Below are 16,199 nucleotides of genomic sequence, written 5' to 3' on the forward strand. Positions count from 1 at the left end.
CATGACGACGACCGAACCGACCATCGGCACGGCACCGTTCACCACGGAGCCGATGGACGACGCCCGCCTGGCCACCCTCGTCGCCGCGCTGCGGCCGGTGCTCGCCGACGACCAGATCCTCCTGGCGAAGACCGACCGCTACAACCGCGCCCGGGTGCCCGCGCCGTTCCCGGTGCACCGCTGGTCCGAGCGCGTGCCCGACCTCGTGGTGCTGCCCACCTCGACCGAGCAGGTGGCGGCCGTGGTGCGGATCGCCAACGACCTGCGCGTCCCGGTGGTCCCCCGCGACGGCGGCACCGGGCTGACCGACGGCGCGGTGCCCATGCGCCGCGGCATCGTCGTCGACGTCAAGCGGATGAACCAGGTCCACGAGCTCGACCTGGTCAACCGCACCGTCACGGTCGGCACCGGCATCAGCATGATGAAGCTCAACGAGCGGCTGGCCCAGCACGGGCTCTTCTACCCCGACGACCCGGCGTCCTACCCGTGCTCGCTGGTGGGCGGGCGGATCGGCACCAGCGGCTGGTCGCTGATCGGCTCCCGCTACGGGCACACCCGCGACCTGGTGCTCAGCTTCGACCACGTGCTGCCCACCGGCGACGTGCTGCACGTCGGCGACGGCATCGGGCGCAAGATCAGCAAGAGCTCCAGCGGCTACCAGCTCAAGCACCTGTTCATGGGCCACCAGGGCACCCTCGGCATCGCGACGAAGGCGACGCTGAAGCTGTTCCCCAAGCCGGAGGCCGAGCTCTCGCCGTTCTGGGCGTTCGACAGCTACGACGACGCCCACGCCTGCACCGGCGCCCTGGCCCGGGCCGGGGTGGCCACCTTCGCCGGCGCGGTCCTCTTCGACGAGCACAAGGTCGCCTACCTGCGCCGCGACGACGAGGCCTACATCCCGCAGCCCTCCGACGTCCGGGCGCTGGTCTGCTCGGTCATGTACGGCTACGAGGACGAGGTCCGGGCCGGCGGCAGGCGGCTGTTCCGCATCGCCAAGGAGCACGGCGCCCGCTACCTGGGCGACGAGATCTCCGAGGGCGACTGGGCCGCGCGGCACGACCGCTACGCCACCCCCCTGCACGGCCGCACCAAGGACGGCCAGGTCATCCCGATGTCCTGGCACTGCGAGGACGCCGCGGTCAACTTCTCGAACGTGCCGGCGGTCAGCCGGGCCTGGCACGAGATCCTCGCCGACCTGCGCCGGAAGACCGACGTCTTCGACGACTGGGGCATGTTCGCCTACACGTCGGCGAGCACCGGGGTCGACTACCTCACCGAGATCGACGTCGGCATCTGGGAGCAGCGCCTCGACGACGCCGCCTGGGCGGCCTGGGTGCAGGCCAAGCGGGACATCGCCGCGGTGGCCATCGCGCACGGCGGCTCGATGAGCGCCTGCCACGGGTCCTGCCGCGAGGGCGAGGTCGACCTGCTGCCGCAGGAGCTCGGCAGGGGCTTCGACGTCATGCTCGAGGTCAAGCGGGCGCTGGACCCCAACAACGTGATGAACCCGGGCAAGTACCTGCTCGACCGCGCCTACGGGGAGGACCCCGATGTCCGGGACTGACCAGCCCGCCGGACCGGCGGCCACCGCGCCGTACCGGTTCGCCGAGCAGCACACCCCGCCGCCCGCGCTGCGGGCCAGCGAGGTGGCGCAGACGACCTTCGAGCACGTCTACGAGGTCGACCCGCGACTGATGCAGGAGCACGTGCTGCAGCAGGTGTTCCCCAACTGGGACACCCTCCGGATCATGCGCAGCCGGCACGACCACCTCGCGTGGATGCACCGGCACTTCGCCGAGACGGTGGTGACCGGGTCGCAGATCCTCGCCGAGGTCGAGGCCGAGGCTGCCGGACCACCGAATCCGCAGGTTTCAGGCCCGGAGGCTGGACCCATCGACGGTCCCGAGGCACGATGACGACCGAATCAGCACAGTCGAACGAGAGGGACCTGCGGTGAGCGAGAAGCTCGAGCTGCGCAACTTCGTCGGTGGGGAGCACGTCGACGCCACCGACGGTCACCGGATGGACCTGGTGGACCCGGCCACCGGCGAGGTGTTCGCCTCCGCCCCGGTGTCGTCGGCCGAGGACGTCGACCGTGCCTACACCTCGGCGGCCGGGGCCTTCCCGGGCTGGCGGGACGCCACGCCGTCGGAGCGGTCCCTGGCGCTGTACCGCCTCGCCGACGCCATCGAGGCACACGGCGAGGAGCTGGTGGAGCTGGAGAGCCGCAACACCGGCAAGCCGCTCGGGCTGACCGCCAGCGAGGAGATCCCGCCGATGGTCGACCAGATCCGGTTCTTCGCCGGCGCCGCGCGCAACCTCGAGGGCAAGGCCGCGGCGGAGTACCTGGCGGGGCACACGTCCTTCATCCGGCGCGAGCCGGTCGGGGTGATCGGCCAGGTGACGCCCTGGAACTACCCGATGATGATGGCGGTCTGGAAGTTCGCCCCCGCGATCGCGGCCGGCAACACCGTCGTCCTCAAGCCCAGCGACACCACCCCGGCGACGACGCTGCGGATGGCCGAGCTGGCCGCGGAGTTCCTCCCGCCGGGCGTCCTCAACGTCGTCTGCGGCGACCGCGACACCGGCCGGGCCCTGGTGGAGCACCGCACCCCGCAGATGGTCTCGATCACCGGGTCGGTGCGCGCGGGCATTGCGGTGGCCGAGTCGGCCGCGCGCGACGTCAAGCGGGTGCACCTCGAGCTCGGCGGCAAGGCCCCGGTGGTGGTCTTCGACGACGCCGACCTCGAGGCCGCCGCCGAGGCGATCGCGGTCGCCGGCTACTTCAACGCCGGGCAGGACTGCACGGCCGCCACCCGCGTGCTGGCCGGGCCGGGCATCCACGACGACTTCGTCGCGGCGCTGTCCGAGCAGGCCCGCAACACCCGGACGACGTACGAGGGCGGCGCCGGCGACGAGGACGCGCTCGTGCCCCCGGTGAACAACGCCAACCAGCTCGCGCACGTCACCGGCTTCCTCGACCGCGCGCCCGACCACGCCGAGATCACCGCCGGCGGCCGCCGCCAGGGCGACCGCGGCTTCTTCGTCGAGCCCACCGTCGTCGCCGGGCTCCGGCAGGACGACGAGCTGGTGCAGCGGGAGGTCTTCGGCCCGGTCATCACCGTGCAGCGCTTCTCCGACGAGGAGCAGGCCCTCGCCTGGGCCAACGGGGTCGAGTACGGGCTGGCCTCGAGCGTCTGGACGCGGGACTTCGGCCGGGCGATGCGGATGAGCCGGGCGCTGGACTTCGGCTGCGTCTGGATCAACACGCACATCCCGCTGGTCGCCGAGATGCCGCACGGCGGCTTCAAGCACTCCGGCTACGGCAAGGACCTGTCGATGTACGGGTTCGAGGACTACACCCGCATCAAGCACGTGATGGCCAACCTGGAGAGCTGAGGCGCCCGGCTCGTCGATCATGGAGTCGTTGCCGCCCCGCACAGCGTGTCGGCGCGTGTCGGCGGCAACGACTCCGTGATCAATCCGTCGGCGGGGCCAGCCGGACGGCGTCCAGGGCGACGAGCGCGCCGAGCTCGTCGGCGACCATGACGATCTCGCTGATCCGGCCGCCGGTGAGCGTGAGGACGTCGATGACGCGCAGCTCCAGGTGCCGGCCGGTCGGGGGCAGCGGGCCGGCCGAGGTCTGCAGCGGCCCCACCTGCCGCCCACCCATGCGGAAGGCCACCGCGACCCGGTCGCCGTCCTCGACGACCGAGACGACCCGCCGCTCGACCTCGTCGAACGCCCCCTGGACGGCGCGCGCCCGGACGACGAGGTCGGCGACGGTCAGCGCCTGGCCGTTGACGGTGACGGGGTCGGTGTAGAGCACGCGGAAGGCGTCCTCCGCGGCCGGCCCGTCGGGCAGCGGATCGCTCCAGAGCTGCAGCAGGCGCTCGACGTCGAAGGTCGCGGTACCGGTCACCGCCCCATGGTGGCCGCCCCGAGAGGCGGCCACCAGGGCCGACGGTACGGCTGGTGAGGCCCCGTCCAGGGGCTCGCCGCGAGGTCGCGAGCGGTGAGGGGGACGGGGTCCTTCGTCAGACGGCGATGCCGGTGAGGACGAGCACGCGCTCCTCGGTGAGGTCCTCCATCGCCGCGTGCACGCCCTCGCGGCCGGTGCCGGAGTCCTTCACGCCGCCGTAGGGCATCTGGTCGGCGCGGAAGCTCGGCACGTCGCCGACCACCACGCCCCCGACCTCGAGCACCTGCGCGGCGCGGAAGGCCACCTGCAGGTCGCGGGTGAAGACGCCGGCCTGCAGGCCGAAGCGGCTGTCGTTGACCCGCGCGAACGCCTCGTCGACGGAGTCGACGGTGTCCAGGACGACGACCGGCCCGAAGACCTCCTCGCGGGACACCTTCGCGTCGGCCGGCACGTCGGTGAGCACCGTGGGCGCGTAGGAGGCGCCGTCGCGCGTGCCGCCGGTGAGGACCCGCGCTCCGGCGACCACGGCGTCGGCGACCCAGCTCTCCACCCGGCGGGCGGCCTGCTCGTCGATCAGCGGGCCGACGTCGGTGGCGTCGTCCGTGGGGTCGCCGGTGACCAGCTTGCCCACGGCCTCGACCACCCGCGCCGTCAGCGCCTCGGCGACGGCGGCGTGGGCGAAAACCCGCTGCACCGAGATGCAGGACTGCCCGGCCTGGTACATGGCGAAGGTGGCGATGCGCGAGGCGGCCCAGTCCAGCGCCGCGTCGTCCTGGTCGGGGGCGACGACGGCCGCGGCGTTGCCGCCGAGCTCGAGGGTCACGTGCTTGCGCGGCGCGGACTCCCGGATCGACCAGCCGACCGGCACCGAGCCGGTGAACGAGACGACGGGCAGCCGCGGGTCCTGCACGAGCTGCGCGGCCACCTCGTTGGGCACCGGCAGCACCGACCAGGCGCCGGACGGCAGGTCGGTCTCGGCCAGGAGCTCGCCGAGCAGCAGCGCGGTCAGCGGCGTGGCCGGCGCGGGCTTGAGCACGATCGGCGCCCCGACCGCGATCGCCGGGGCGACCTTGTGGGCCACCAGGTTCAGCGGGAAGTTGAACGGGGCGATGCCCAGCACCGGGCCGCGCGGCACGCGCCGCACGAGGGCCAGTCGACCGGTGGCCGCGGGGTCGGTGTCCAGCCGCTGCAGGCTCCCCGACCAGCGCCGCGCCTCCTCCGCGCCCCAGCGGAAGGTCGACACCGCGCGGGTCACCTCCAGCCGCGCCCACTTGAGCGGCTTGCCCGACTCGGCGGTGATCAGCGCGGCGACCTCCTCGCTGCGCTCGGCCAGCCGCCGGGAGACGGTGTCGAGCGCGGCGGCGCGCACGTGGGCCGGCGTCGCGGCGTACTCGGCGCGGACCGCCTCGGCGGCGGCGACCGCGGCCTCGACGTCCTCGGGGGTGGCGGTGGTGGTCGTCCCGGCGAGCGCGCCGTCGTGCGGCGAGCGGACCTCGAGCACCTCGGTGCCGGTGACCGGCCGGCCGGCGACCCAGTAGGGGGTGGACATGCGCGCCTCCTCAGGAGTGGGAACCGCCCGAGCGTCGTGGACGCCGACTGTCGGCAGCGAGAGCCAGATCGTCCACCCCCCACCCGCCCGGACGCCGACCTGGCACGTGTCCGCGCCTCTCTACCGTTGCCCGCGCACACCCGCACGGACGTCGTCTGGAGGAGCCGTGGCCCACACCGAGACAGACCCGGTCGGGAGGAGCGCGCTGCGCAAGGTCGCGTGGCGGCTGGTGCCCTTCCTCGGGCTCCTCTACTTCGTCAACTACCTCGACCGCACCAACATCGGCTTCGCCAAGCTCACGATGAGCGAGGACCTCGGCCTGACCGAGACGATGTTCGGGCTCGCCTCGGGGCTGTTCTTCATCGGCTACCTGTTCTTCGAGGTGCCGAGCAACCTGGCGCTGCACCGGTTCGGCGCCCGCCGCTGGATCGCGCGGATCATGGTCACCTGGGGCGTCGTCGCCAGCGCCATGGCCTTCGTCGACTCGGCGGGCTGGCTCTACGCGCTGCGCGTCCTGCTCGGCATCGCCGAGGCCGGCTTCTTCCCCGGGGTCCTGCTGTACCTGACCTGGTGGCTGCCGCGCGCGCAGCGGGTGCAGCTGATCGGCGCCTTCCTGGTGGCCGTCCCGCTCTCCTCGGCGCTCGGCGCGCCGTTCTCGGGTGCGGTCATCCAGTACGGCGACGGGCTGTTCGGCCTCGAGGGCTGGCGGGTGATGTTCCTCGTCGAGGGCCTGCCCGCCGTCGTGCTGGGCGTCGTCTGCTGGTTCTACCTGACCGACCGCCCCGCGGACGCCCGCTGGCTCACCGCCGACGAGCGCGGCTGGCTGGCCCGGACCATCGCCGCCGAGGGCGAGACGCCCGGCCGGGAGGCCTCACCGTGGCGGGCGATGGCGAACCTGCGGGTGGTCGGCCTCGGGATGGTCTACTTCGGCGTCGTCTACGGCCTGTACGCGGTCTCCTTCTTCCTGCCGACCGTCGTGGCCGGCTTCGCGGAGCGCTTCGACGCCACCTACTCGATCTTCGAGACCGGGGCGATCGTCGCGGTGCCCTTCCTGGCCGGCGCGGCCACGATGGTGCTGTGGGGCCGGCACTCCGACCGGACCGGCGAGCGCCGCTGGCACCTCGCGCTGCCGGCGGCCCTGGGCGGCGTCACCATCCCGGTGGCCCTCTACCTGGACTCGCCGTTCACCGTCATGGCCGTCATCACGCTGACCGCGGTCGGCATCTGCTGCGCGCTGCCGGTCTTCTGGCACTTCCCGCCGCTGTTCCTCACCGGCGCCGGGGCCGCGGCGGGCATCGCGCTGATCAACTCGCTGGGCAACACCGCCGGGTTCGCCGCTCCCTACCTGACCGGCTGGATCTCCGACGCCACCGGCAGCATCCGGCCGGCGCTCTGGCTGGTCGGCATCGCGATGCTGCTCTCGGCGGCCGGCGCCCTCCTGCTGTCGCGGCGCGCCCCGGCACCCGTCGCCGTGGCAGCGACGACGGCGGCCGGGCGGGACCCGGCGCTCGACTGAGCGCCGGTGCGGCCGGCGGGCGGTGCTTGACTGGGGGGCGTGACACAGGCTCCTGCGCTGCGGTCCGGCGTCGTGGCGGCCCTGCTCGCGGCCCTCCCCGCGGACCGGGTCCTCGGCGACGACGACGTCGTCCGCTCCTACGTGCACGACGAGGCCGAGTGGGCGCCGTTCGGCACCCCGCTCGCGGTGGTCCGCCCGCGGTCCACCGCCGAGGTGCAGGCGGTGGTGCGCGCCTGCCTCGAGCACCGGACGCCGGTGGTGCCCCGCGGCGCCGGCACCGGCCTGTCCGGCGGCGCCAATGCCGTCGACGGCTGCGTCGTGCTCTCCACCGAGCACATGCGGGACGTCGTGGCGATCGACCCGGTCGAGCGGTACGCGGTCGTGCAGCCGGGCGTGGTCAACGACGACCTGCGGGCCGCCTGCGCCGCCCAGGGTCTGTGGTACCCGCCGGACCCGGCCAGCTCGCCGTGGTCGACCATCGGCGGCAACGTGGCCACCAACGCCGGCGGCGTGTGCTGCGTGAAGTACGGCGTGACCCGTGACTACGTCCTGGAGCTCGAGGTGGTCAACGGCCTCGGCGAGGTCGTCCGGCTCGGCCGCCGCACCGCGAAGGGCGTCGTCGGCTACGACATGGTCGGGCTGCTGGTCGGCTCCGAGGGCACCCTCGGCGTGGTCACCGAGGTGACCGTGCGGCTGCGCCCGGCGCGGGCTCCCGAGCGGACCGTCGTCGGCTACTTCGACTCCGTCGTCGACGCCGGGCGGGCGGTCGAGGCGGTGGGCGCGGCCGGGGTGACGCCCTCGGCGCTCGAGCTGGTCGACCGGCACTGCCTGGCCGCCGTCGACGAGTGGAAGAACATGGGCCTGTCGCTGGAGGCGGCCGTGGTGCTGCTCGGCCGCACCGACGTCCCGGGCCCGGCGGGGGACGCCGAGGCCGACGCGATGCTGCAGTGCTTCGAGGCCGGCGGCGCCACCTGGGCCGCGGCGTCCACCGACCCGGTCGAGGCCGAGGCGCTGTTCTCCGCGCGCCGGCTGGCCTACCCGGCGCTGGAGCGGCTCGGCCCGCTGCTGACCGAGGACGTCTGCGTGCCCAAGGCCGCCGTTCCGGAGATGCTGGCCCGCATCGAGGCCGCGGCCGTCCGCAACGACGTGCTCATCGCGAACATCGCGCACGCCGGCGACGGCAACCTGCACCCGCTGCTCATCACCCCGCCCGGCGACGCCGAGGCGCGGGCGCGCGCCCAGGTCGCGTTCACCGAGATCATGCGCGACGCGGTGGCGCTGGGCGGGACGGTGACCGGCGAGCACGGCGTCGGCCTGCTCAAGCGCGACGGCCTCGCGCACGAGCTGTCCCCGGAGGTGGTCGCCATGCAGCGGGCGGTCAAGGCCGCGCTCGACCCGCACGGGATCCTCAACCCCGGCAAGGTGTTCCCGGACCCGGCAGCGTGACCGCCGGGGAGTTCGGCGAGCACGCCGAGGTCGGGCGGCCCGACGGCCGGGTGGTGCACGCGTGGCGCCGGCCCGGCAGCACCCGGCCGGTGCTCGCCGTGCACGGTCTCAGCAGCACCTCCCGGCTGTGGACCTGGCTGCTGGCCGAGGACCCGGACGTCGACCTGGTCGCCGCCGACCTCAGCGGCCGGGGCCTGTCCACGCCGCGGTCGGACGCCTCGACCCTCGCCGGACACGTCGAGGACCAGCTCGCCGTCCTCGACGCCCTGGGCCTGCGGGAGCCGGTGCACGTCGTCGGCATGTCGCTGGGCGGGTTCGTCGCGGTGCAGCTCGCGGCCACCGCACCGGAGCGGGTGCGCAGCCTGACGCTGCTCGACGGCGGGTCGCCGATGGTGCGCCGGCCGACCAGCCGCGACCAGCTGGAGGCGGCGTTCGCCGACCGCACCGCCCGGCTGGCCACCGACTGGCCCGACCTGGCGAGCTACGTCGAGTTCGTCGTCGCCCACACCGCGCCGCTGCTCGACCCGGCCGACCCGCACCTGGCCACCTGCCTGGCGCACGACCTGGAACGCGGCCGCGACGGCGGCCGGGTGCGGCTGGACGGGCGGGCGCTGGTCGACGACGCCGCGGACACGTTCCTCACGGACACCGCCGCCGACGCGCTGCGCCGGCTCGCCGTGCCCACGCAGCTGCTCCACGCCGAGTGGAGCGCCGGCGCCGGTTCGCCGCCGGCCTACACGGACGACGAGGTCGCCGCGGTGGTGGCGGCGTCGGACGGGCTGGTGACGGCGGAGCTGCTGCCGGGGCACGACCACGCGGGCGTCGTGATGACCGCCTCGGGGGCCGCGGCCTCGGTCCGGGTGCTGCGCCGCTCGCTGGCGACGGGCTGAGCCGCGCGAGCCCTCGGCCGGCTCAGCCGAGCAACCGCCCCAGCCGACCGGCGTACTCGCGGGCCGGAGCCGTCTGCGCCGCCGGTGCGGCCGGGTCGGCACTGCGGACGGTCACCACCACCGCGGCGACCAGCACACCCGCGGGCGAGCGCACCGGGACCGCCGCGCAGGCGAGGTCGTCGTGGACCTGGCCGGCCTGGACGGCGCAGCCGCGGCGGCGCACCACCCGCAGCTCGGCGTCGAGATCCGCCGCCCGCGCCACCGTCCGGTCGGTGAGGCGGTGCAGCCGGTGCGGCTGCAGGACGTCCTGCCAGTCCGGCTGCTCGGCGAGCAGGAGCTTCCCCGGGGCGGAGGCGTGCAGGTGCCGCTCGAGGAGCTCCGGCGCCTGGAGGGGGTGGTCGGGATCGACGTCGGCACAGTGCAGCGACGTCGCCGTGTACAGGACGAGGTGCACGCCGCAGCGCACCCGCCCCCGGAGCTCCGCGACGACCTCCCGGGCGGCCGTCGACAACGGGACGACGCCCTCGCCGCGGGTCAGCGCGGAGACCTTGCGGCCGAGCGCGAACCCGTGCAGGTCGGGCAGCCGCACCAGGTACTCCTCGCCGACCAGCAGGTTGAGCAGCCGGTAGGTGGTGGCGGGAGGGAGTCCCAGCTCCTCGGCCACCTCCCTCGCGGTCACCCCGGCGCCGGCCCGCGCGACGGCCTCGAGGATCGCCAGCGCGCTCTGCACGGCCTTCGGCTGGCGACCGGTCAGCCCGCGGTCGACCGCCGGTGTCATGGCACCGGCTCGACCGGCACGCTGCCGGGCAGCACGCTGCCCACCGTCGCGACGTCGTAGACGCCGACCGCCGCCAGCCGCCCCGGTGCGCGCCACCGCAGCCAGCAGGCCCACAGCAGGCCCGGGGCCAGCGCGGTGAGGAACACCGAGGTCATGGCCTGCCCGCCCCACAGCGACGCGCCACCGAGGGCGACTCCCAGCCCCAGGACGCCCGCCACCGCGGCGAGCGACCCGGCGACCGCCGGCAGGGGGGTCAGCTCGCCGATGCTCCGGAGGAACAGCGGCATCGCCAGGCAGGCCAGCACGTAGGCCAGCACGTAGCCGAACGCGGACACGGTGAGCGCACCGGTCAGCACCGCCCGCGGCCCCGAGCCGCTGAGGAGGACGACGACCGGGACCCCGACGACCGCGGGCAGCGCCAGGGTGAGGGCGTGGTGCGGCGTCTCGAACCGCGGGTGCGTGCGGCCCAGCGCCGCCGGCAGCACGCCCTCGCGGGCCATGGTGAACAGCACCCGGCCCAGCGCGTTGGTCGACCCGGTGACGCAGGCGAAGAAGGACGTGGCGATGCCCAGGTCGAGCAGCCGGCGCAGCAGGCCGAGCCCGTCGCGCTCGGCCAGCTCGGCGACCGGGACGGGACTGGTCAGGACGTCGAGCGGCGCGCTCCGCAGCAGCACGACCTGCGCGGCGGCCGCCGCCAGCAGCAGCACCCCGGCCACGACCGGTGTCCACAGCACCGCCCGGGGGACGGACACCAGCGGGCGGCGGGCCTCCACGCCGAGCGTGGCGGCGCTCTCGAAGCCCATGAAGGCCGTCACGCCCAGCACCACCCCCACGGCGGCACCCCAGTGCACCGGGCCGTCCACGACGGCCGCCGCCGTGCCCGGCGTGCTCCTCGGCGCGAGGAGGAGGACCGCGAGCACGGTCAGCACGAGGGAGATGGAGAGCACCTCGAGGACCAGCGCGACCCGCGCGGAGAGCTGGATGCCCCGCACGGTGCACAGCGTGCCGAGGAGGCCGAGCAGCACGCAGGCCCCGGCGACGACGGGCGGTGAGGGATCGAGCCCGAACAGGCCGGCGAGGTAGACCGCCGACCCCACGAGTGCCGCCATGGCGACCGCGGCGTACCCGATGAGCAGGGCCCACCCACCGACGAGCGCACCGACCGGCCCCAGCCCCCGGGCGGTGTAGCTGTACGTGCCGCCGACCGCGGCCATCCGCCGGGCGAAGTGGGTCAGGCACCAGCCGATCAGCACCACGAGGGCGGTGGCCGCCAGGAGGACGGGCAGCGTGGCCGAGCCGGACTCGAGCAGGACGATCGAGGGGACTGCCACCATGGCCGCCGAGGGAGCCAGCCCCGAGACCGACTGGGCGAGCACCTCGAGGAAGCTCAGCCGCCGGCGGCGCAGCCCCGCGACCGGCGACTGCACGGGCAGCCGCACCCCTGCGCTCCGCTGCGCCATGCCGCTCCCTCCCTGGTGGGGGGCGAGCGTAGCCACAGCCGGTGTCGCCGGGGCTCTCCCCGAATGAGAAACCTGTGACCGGCGTCTCCCATTCGGTGTAACGCAGGTGTTTCCCACTGATGACGAACGTGTAACCGACCGCGGCCCTCGACGGCCCAGGCTCCTCGGTGACACCGTCCACCCGGCAGCCGAGCTGCCGCCTCCCCCGGAGGTCGCCTTGGCTGCCGTCTCCGACCCGCCCCCGGTCACCGCCCCGCACGCCGGGGCGCCCTCCTCCCGCCTGCGCGGCCGGCTCGGCCCCGGTGCCATCGTGTTCATGGTCGTCGCCGCCGCCGCGCCGCTCACCGTCGTCGCCGGGTCGGTGCCCATCGGCATCGCCGCCGGCAACGGGGCCGGCTTCCCCGCGATGTACGTGGTGGCCGCGGTCGTGCTGGCCTTCTTCGCCGTCGGCTTCACCGCGATGACCCGGCACGTGCCGAACGCCGGCGCCTTCTACTCCTACGTCGGCACGGGCCTGGGCCGCGGGCCGGGGCTGGGCACCGCCCTGGTCGCGCTGGTCAGCTACGTGACCGTGCAGGGCGCCGTCTACGGCTACATCGGCTACGCCCTCGGTGACCTCGTCGACCGCTGGGGCGGGCCGGCGCTGCCCTGGTGGTCGTGGACCGCCGTCGTCCTGGCCGTCACCGCCGTGCTGGGCTACCGGCACATCGAGTTGTCCAGCAAGGTGCTCGGCGTCCTGCTGGTCGCGGAGGTCGGCATCGTCCTGGTCCTCGACGTCGCGGTGATCGGCCGGGGCGGCGGCGAGGAGGGGCTGTCCTCGGCGTTCCTGCGCCCGGCCGACGTCCTCTCCGGCTCCCCCGGTCTGGGCCTGATGTTCGCCATCGCCGGGTTCATCGGCTTCGAGGCCACGGCGATCTTCCGCGACGAGGCCCGCGACCCCGAGCGCACCATCCCGCGGGCCACCTACGCCGCCCTGGCCCTGATCGGCGTGTTCTACACCGTCTCCGCCTGGGCGATCGTCAGCGCCTGGGGCGACGGCGCGGTCGTCGCCGAGTCCGTCGCCGACCCCGGCGGTCTGGTGGTCGCCACCACGCAGGCCCACGTCGGCACGGTGGCCGCCGACGTGATGCAGGTGCTCTTCGTGACGAGCCTGTTCGCCGCGGTGCTGGCCTTCCACAACGTGCTGTCGCGCTACTTCTTCGCCCTGGGCACCACCGGCGTGCTGCCGGTCGCCTGCGGCCGCAGCCACGTCCGGCACGCCTCCCCGCACGTCGCCAGCCTGCTGACCACGGCGGTCGGCGGTGTCCTCATGGCCGTCTGCGCGCTCGCCGGCCTCGATCCCGTGCTGGAGATCTTCACCTGGCTGGCCGGCATCGCCAGCGTCGGCATCGTCGTGCTGATGCTGCTCGCGTGCCTGGCGGTCATCGTGTTCTTCCGCCGCACCCGCGCCGACCGGCGGCCCTGGCAGACGCTCGTCGCACCGTCGCTGGGCCTCGTCGGCCTGGCGCTGATCCTGGTGCTCCTGGTCGAGAACCTGCCGCTGCTCATGGGCGGCTCGACGGCCCTCGGGGTCGGCGCGGGCGTGCTGCTCGTCGCCGCCCTGCTCGGCGGTCCCGTCCTTGCCAGGCTCCGCCCGACCGCCGCCCGCGACCTGGTCCGTGCCCCCCGTTCCGCCGACGTCCCGCAGATCTGAGGAGAACAGCCATGACCCTGATCGACTCGCCCCGCACGACCGTCAGCCACCCGCTGTCCCGGCTCACCGCCGAGGAGATCACCGCCGCCACGGCCATCGTCCGCGCCGCCGGCCTGGTGCAGGAGAGCAGCAAGTTCGTCTACGTGGGCCTGGAGGAGCCGCACAAGCGCGACGTCCTGGCCTGGACGCCCGGCGACCCGATCGAGCGCCGGGTGCGCGCCCTGCTGCTCGACCGCGCCACCGGCAACGGCCGTGACCTCACCGTCTCCGTCACCGGGGGCACGGTCGTCACCGACGTCGAGATCGACGGCGTGGCCGACGGGCAGGTGCCGATCCTCGACGCCGAGTTCGAGGCGATCGAGCCGATCCTCGCCGCCGACGAGCAGTGGATCGCCGCGATGGCCAAGCGGGGGCTGGACGTCGCCGACGTCCGGTGCGTGCCGCTGTCGGCCGGCTCCTACTTCCCCGGCGAGTACGGCCACCGGATCGCCCGGGTGCTCGGCTTCCACCAGGCCGACGAGTCCGACCTGCCCTGGGCGCACCCGGTGGACGGCGTGGTGGCCTTCGTCGACATCACCCGCGGCGTCGCGCTCGACGTCCAGGACCACTACGACCTGCCCGTGCCCGCCGAGCGCGCCGACCTGACCCCGGACGTCCACCCCTCGCCGGTCCGGGACCTGCGGCCCATCGAGATCACCCAGCCCGAGGGCCCGAGCTTCACCGTCGAGGACGACGTCGTCCGCTGGGCCGGCTGGGAGTTCCGGGTCGGCTTCGACGCCCGCGAGGGGCTGGTGCTCAACCAGCTGTCCATCGACGGCCGGTCGGTGGTGCACCGCGCCTCGATCGCCGAGATGGTCGTGCCCTACGCCGACCCCTCCCCGGTGCGGTTCTGGCAGAACTACTTCGACGTCGGCGAGTACGTCTTCGCCCGCTACACCAACTCCCTCGAGCTGGGCTGCGACTGCCTGGGCGAGATCCACTACCTCGACGCCACGCTCGCCGACGAGGACGGCGCCCCCCGGGTGATCCGCAACGCCGTCTGCCTGCACGAGGAGGACTACGGCGTCGGCTGGAAGCACACCGACCTGTTCAACGGGATGGCCGAGACCCGCCGGTCGCGGCGGCTGGTGATCAGCTTCTTCACCACGATCGGCAACTACGACTACGGCTTCTACTGGTACCTCTACACCGACGGCACCATCCAGCTGGAGAGCAAGGCGACCGGGATCGTCTTCACCTCGGCCTACCGCGGCGAGGAGCACCCGTACGCCACCGAGGTCGCCCCGGGCCTCGGGGCGCCGTTCCACCAGCACCTGTTCTCCGCGCGGCTGGACATGGCGGTGGACGGCGCCGACGGGTCCGGCAACACCGTGCACGAGGTGGACGCCGTCCGGCTGCCGATGAGCGACACCAACCCCTACGGCAACGCCTTCGCGCGCCGGCTGACCCCGCTGACCCGGGAGTCGGAGGCCCAGCGGCTCACCGACGCCACCGTCGGGCGGACCTGGCACGTGGTCAACCCGTCGAAGACCAACCGGCTCGGGCAGCCGGTGGGCTACGCGCTGCACCCGCTGAACGGCCCGGTGCTGCTGGCCGACGAGCAGTCCTCGATCCACAAGCGCGCCACGTTCTCGACCAGGAGCCTGTGGGTCACCGAGTACGACCCGGCCGAGCGGTACCCGGCCGGCGACTTCGTCAACCAGCACCCGGGCGACGGTGGGCTGCCGGCGTTCGTCGCCGGCGACGCCCCGCTGGAGGACACCGACGTCGTGCTCTGGCACACCTTCGGGCTGACCCACTTCCCGCGGCCCGAGGACTGGCCGGTCATGCCGACCGACTACTCCGGTTTCACGCTCAAGCCGGTCGGCTTCTTCGACCGCAACCCCGCGCTCGGCGTCCCGCCGTCGACGTCCTCGCACTGCTCGCCCGGCGAGGGGCACTGCGGGTGACGACGGTCCTCGCTCCTCCCCGGCCGGGGGCAGCCGCCCTCGGCCGGGGAGCCGCCGTCGTGGCGGTGGTCTCGGCCGCCGTGCACCTCGCGCTGCTCGACCCGACCTCCCTGGGCTCGCTGGCGATGGCCCTGATGGCGGTCGCGTGCCTGCCCTGCGCCCGGCAGCTGTGGCGGGCGCCCACCCCGTCGGCCTGGGGCACGACCGCGCTGCTGGACGCCGGGATGCTGGCCGTGCACGCCCAGCTGACCGCCGGAGCGGCGCACGTCCACCACGGGACCGGCTCGTCGGGCACCGCGCTGGGCTGGCTCGCGGTCGGCCTGGGCTGCACGCAGCTCCTCCTCGCGGCGCTCGCTGCGCTGCGCCGGTCGCCGGCGGGCCGAGCCGGGGCTACCGTCCCCGCGTGGCCGACCTCTCCCGCACCGCCCGCGTCGACGTCCTCGTCGAGGGCTACGCCCGCCTGCCGAACGTCGCCGGCACGGTGAGCCTGGTCCGCGACGCCGACCGGGTCGTCGTCGTCGACCCCGGCATGGTCGCCGACCGCGAGCTGATCCTCGCGCCGATGCGCGCGCTCGGCGTCGCGCCGGAGGACGTCACCGACGTCGTCCTGAGCCACCACCACCTCGACCACACGCTCAACGTGGCGCTCTTCCCGGTGGTCCCGGTGCACGACTTCCAGTCGGTCATCGAGGGCGACGTGTTCACCCCCCGCCCGGCCGACGGCGTCGACCTCACGGCGTCGGTCCGGCTGCTGGCCACGCCCGGGCACACGCCGCAGGACATCACGACGCTGGTGGGCACGGCCGACGACGTCGTCGCCCTCACGCACCTGTGGTGGACCGGCGAGGGGCCGGCCGAGGACCCCTACGCGCCCGACCGCGAGGAGCTGCGCCGGCAGCGGGAGCGGGTGCTCGGCCTGGCCAGCCTGGTCGTCCCCGGCCACGGTGCGCCCTTCCGCCCGGGCACCGCGACGCCCCGCTGAGCCGGCGACCGTAG

14 protein-coding genes are annotated in these 16,199 nt (G+C 74.4%); 10 read left to right on the forward strand and 4 right to left on the reverse strand.

What is annotated here, in order from left to right:
* The first annotated feature begins 1 nt into the window (after position 1).
* From JOD57_RS05375 to JOD57_RS05385, 3 genes are read left to right on the forward strand one after another with little or no spacing between them, the layout of a single operon-like run.
* Positions 2-1,564, forward strand: coding sequence for an FAD-binding oxidoreductase (locus JOD57_RS05375; protein ID WP_204690948.1), 1,563 nt, complete (start codon positions 2-4; stop codon positions 1,562-1,564).
* Positions 1,551-1,916: a hypothetical protein gene (locus JOD57_RS05380; protein WP_204690949.1), complete on the forward strand. Its 366-nt coding sequence runs from the start codon at positions 1,551-1,553 to the stop codon at positions 1,914-1,916. The genes JOD57_RS05375 and JOD57_RS05380 overlap by 14 nt, the downstream gene beginning before the upstream one ends.
* A gap of 37 nt (positions 1,917-1,953) precedes the next feature.
* A complete protein-coding gene (locus JOD57_RS05385; RefSeq protein WP_204690950.1) occupies positions 1,954-3,399 on the forward strand; it encodes a gamma-aminobutyraldehyde dehydrogenase in 1,446 nt (481 codons plus the stop codon).
* Between the two features lie 79 nt (positions 3,400-3,478).
* Here the strand turns inward: JOD57_RS05385 and JOD57_RS05390 are convergent, their stop codons facing one another.
* Complete coding sequence (locus JOD57_RS05390) at positions 3,479-3,922, reverse strand: ester cyclase (RefSeq protein WP_204690951.1); 444 nt, start codon at positions 3,920-3,922, stop codon at positions 3,479-3,481.
* A 115-nt stretch (positions 3,923-4,037) separates the two neighbouring features.
* Entirely contained in the window at positions 4,038-5,471 is a 1,434-nt protein-coding gene (locus JOD57_RS05395) for an aldehyde dehydrogenase family protein (RefSeq protein ID WP_204690952.1), read from the reverse strand.
* Positions 5,472-5,637: 166 nt separating this feature from the next.
* Here JOD57_RS05395 and JOD57_RS05400 point away from each other — a divergent pair, with 166 nt between their 5' ends.
* The 3 genes from JOD57_RS05400 to JOD57_RS05410 are packed head-to-tail and all read left to right on the forward strand — an operon-like array spanning position 5,638 to position 9,323.
* Positions 5,638-6,987 (forward strand): MFS transporter, encoded by a 1,350-nt coding sequence (locus JOD57_RS05400; RefSeq protein ID WP_307824486.1) that lies wholly within the window; start codon positions 5,638-5,640, stop codon positions 6,985-6,987.
* A 39-nt stretch (positions 6,988-7,026) separates the two neighbouring features.
* Entirely contained in the window at positions 7,027-8,433 is a 1,407-nt protein-coding gene (locus JOD57_RS05405) for an FAD-binding oxidoreductase (RefSeq protein WP_307824487.1), read from the forward strand.
* Positions 8,430-9,323: an alpha/beta fold hydrolase gene (locus JOD57_RS05410; protein ID WP_204690954.1), complete on the forward strand. Its 894-nt coding sequence runs from the start codon at positions 8,430-8,432 to the stop codon at positions 9,321-9,323. Before JOD57_RS05405 ends, JOD57_RS05410 begins: the two co-directional genes overlap by 4 nt.
* Positions 9,324-9,345: 22 nt before the next feature.
* Here the strand turns inward: JOD57_RS05410 and JOD57_RS05415 are convergent, their stop codons facing one another.
* Both JOD57_RS05415 and JOD57_RS05420 read right to left on the reverse strand, forming a co-directional pair.
* Positions 9,346-10,101: an IclR family transcriptional regulator gene (locus JOD57_RS05415; RefSeq protein ID WP_204690955.1), complete on the reverse strand. Its 756-nt coding sequence runs from the start codon at positions 10,099-10,101 to the stop codon at positions 9,346-9,348.
* Positions 10,098-11,561 carry an APC family permease gene (locus JOD57_RS05420; RefSeq protein ID WP_204690956.1) on the reverse strand — a complete coding sequence of 488 codons (1,464 nt, stop codon included), beginning with the start codon at positions 11,559-11,561 and terminating at the stop codon, positions 10,098-10,100. The genes JOD57_RS05415 and JOD57_RS05420 overlap by 4 nt, the downstream gene beginning before the upstream one ends.
* A gap of 217 nt (positions 11,562-11,778) precedes the next feature.
* Here JOD57_RS05420 and JOD57_RS05425 point away from each other — a divergent pair, with 217 nt between their 5' ends.
* Genes JOD57_RS05425 through JOD57_RS05440 form a run of 4 tightly spaced genes read left to right on the forward strand, consistent with a single transcriptional unit; the run spans position 11,779 to position 16,185 of the window.
* Positions 11,779-13,254, forward strand: coding sequence for an APC family permease (locus JOD57_RS05425; RefSeq protein ID WP_239568185.1), 1,476 nt, complete (start codon positions 11,779-11,781; stop codon positions 13,252-13,254).
* An 11-nt stretch (positions 13,255-13,265) separates the two neighbouring features.
* Complete coding sequence (locus tag JOD57_RS05430; RefSeq protein WP_204690957.1) at positions 13,266-15,203, forward strand: primary-amine oxidase; 1,938 nt, start codon at positions 13,266-13,268, stop codon at positions 15,201-15,203.
* Positions 15,200-15,688: a hypothetical protein gene (locus JOD57_RS05435; protein WP_204690958.1), complete on the forward strand. Its 489-nt coding sequence runs from the start codon at positions 15,200-15,202 to the stop codon at positions 15,686-15,688. The genes JOD57_RS05430 and JOD57_RS05435 overlap by 4 nt, the downstream gene beginning before the upstream one ends.
* A complete protein-coding gene (locus JOD57_RS05440; RefSeq protein WP_204690959.1) occupies positions 15,607-16,185 on the forward strand; it encodes an MBL fold metallo-hydrolase in 579 nt (192 codons plus the stop codon). Before JOD57_RS05435 ends, JOD57_RS05440 begins: the two co-directional genes overlap by 82 nt.
* Positions 16,186-16,199 lie beyond the last annotated feature (14 nt).

This window comes from Geodermatophilus bullaregiensis, assembly GCF_016907675.1.
In the GTDB taxonomy this organism is placed as follows: domain Bacteria; phylum Actinomycetota; class Actinomycetes; order Mycobacteriales; family Geodermatophilaceae; genus Geodermatophilus; species Geodermatophilus bullaregiensis.

Coding starts and splice junctions, on each gene's coding strand:
- JOD57_RS05380 (WP_204690949.1), top strand. CDS start 1,551: ATGTCCGGGACTGACCAGCCCGCCGGACCGGCGGCCACCGCGCCGTAC.
- JOD57_RS05395 (WP_204690952.1), bottom strand. CDS start 5,471: ATGTCCACCCCCTACTGGGTCGCCGGCCGGCCGGTCACCGGCACCGAG.
- JOD57_RS05375 (WP_204690948.1), top strand. CDS start 2: ATGACGACGACCGAACCGACCATCGGCACGGCACCGTTCACCACGGAG.
- JOD57_RS05420 (WP_204690956.1), bottom strand. CDS start 11,561: ATGGCGCAGCGGAGCGCAGGGGTGCGGCTGCCCGTGCAGTCGCCGGTC.
- JOD57_RS05415 (WP_204690955.1), bottom strand. CDS start 10,101: ATGACACCGGCGGTCGACCGCGGGCTGACCGGTCGCCAGCCGAAGGCC.
- JOD57_RS05430 (WP_204690957.1), top strand. CDS start 13,266: ATGACCCTGATCGACTCGCCCCGCACGACCGTCAGCCACCCGCTGTCC.